This window comes from Nocardia cyriacigeorgica NBRC 100375 (genome assembly GCF_000308555.1).
GTDB lineage: Bacteria > Actinomycetota > Actinomycetes > Mycobacteriales > Mycobacteriaceae > Nocardia > Nocardia cyriacigeorgica.
Window position 1 is genome coordinate 1 of the sequence record NZ_BAFY01000296.1, and the last position, 1,317, is coordinate 1,317.

A 1,317-nucleotide genomic window follows, 5' to 3' on the forward strand; every position below is an offset into this window, starting at 1 on the left:
TGAGGTTCCCCCCGAATGGTGGACAGGGGGTCAAGCGGCTGTAGCAGCCGCGGAGAGTGATTGTTCGAATGAGATCGGGGCGATCATTCCGATCGATGAGTGACGGCGTCGAGTGTTGTACCAGCGCATCCATTTGTCAACTGAGGCAACGAGTTCGGTTTTCGTGGCGTAGACGTGCCGGTAGTAGTGTTCGTGTTTGAACGTCGACCACAGCGATTCGGCAGCGGCGTTGTCCCAGCAGATCCCGGTCGCGCCCATCGACCGGTGCAGGCCGTGACGACGGCAGGCCACGGCCATGTCCGACGCGGTGTATTGACTGCCGCGGTCGGCATGCAGGATGGCTCCCCGGGCACTTCCACCACGGGCAGCGACGGCCTTGTCGAGGGTATCGGTGACCAACTCGGTGCGCATGTGGTCGGCCACCGACCAGCCCAGTACCCGTTTGGAATGCTCGTCCTTGATCGCACACAAGTACATGTCACCTTCTCCGCAGGTCAGGTAGGTGATGTCGCTGGTCCAGACCGCGTCGAGGCGGCCCCGGTCGAACCGGCGCCCGACCAGGTCCGGCGGGAACGACGCGCGCGGGTCGACCACCGTGGTGGCGACCTTGAAGGTGCGTGGGCTGATCCCTTCGATCCCTACCTGGGCCATGATCTTGGCGACGGTCTTTTCCGTGACGAGTTCACCGGCGGCGCGTAGATCGGCAGTGATCCGCGGGGCACCATAGGTGCCGTCGGATTCCCGATGATGGGTAATGATCTTCACTGCCAGGTCAGCGCGTCGCTGCTCTCGGGGTGTCACAACCGTTGACCGGCAGCGTTTGCGGTACTGGTAGTAGCCCGACCGCGACACCGACAACAGCCGGGCCATCCGGGCGATGTCCTCACCGGAGCCGCCGGTGAACCGATCGGGGGCGGCGCACTCTGCCATCAGCTCGAACCGGGCCGGTTCTGCTGCATCGCGGCAAAGTACGCCGAGGCTTTTTTCAGGAACGCAATGTCCTTGTCCTGCTCGGCGACCTGTTTACGCAACCGCAGCAACTCCGCCCGCTCGGCACCCGATAACGGCTGCTCCCGATGCACCGCCGCCGCTTCCATCCGGCGGCGTTCATCGGCTACCCACCGGCCCAGCAGACTCTCGTGCACGCCGAGCTCGCGAGAGACCTCAGCGACCGTGCGACCGGAATCGATCACCCGGTGAGCAGCCTCGACCTTGTACTCGGCCGTGAACGACCGACGCTTGCGAGACACACAGACATCCTTCCAGCAGGACCAACGATCCTGCTAACTCGGTGTCTACTACCCTGGGGGAACCTCA

2 protein-coding genes are annotated in these 1,317 nt (G+C 63.9%); both read right to left on the reverse strand.

Annotated elements, in window-relative coordinates:
- Positions 1 to 30: 30 nt before the first annotated feature.
- Positions 31 to 930 (reverse strand): IS3 family transposase, encoded by a 900-nt coding sequence (locus RJ05_RS26085; protein ID WP_051016924.1) that lies wholly within the window; start codon positions 928 to 930, stop codon positions 31 to 33.
- Positions 930 to 1,250, reverse strand: a complete 321-nt coding sequence (locus RJ05_RS26090; protein WP_036541890.1) for a transposase — start codon at positions 1,248 to 1,250, stop codon at positions 930 to 932. Before RJ05_RS26090 ends, RJ05_RS26085 begins: the two co-directional genes overlap by 1 nt.
- Between the last annotated feature and the right edge of the window lie 67 nt (positions 1,251 to 1,317).

Bases quoted from the DNA above. Each gene is read 5' to 3' on its own strand.
- RJ05_RS26085 (WP_051016924.1), bottom strand. From the start codon at position 930: ATGGCAGAGTGCGCCGCCCCCGATCGGTTCACCGGCGGCTCCGGTGAG.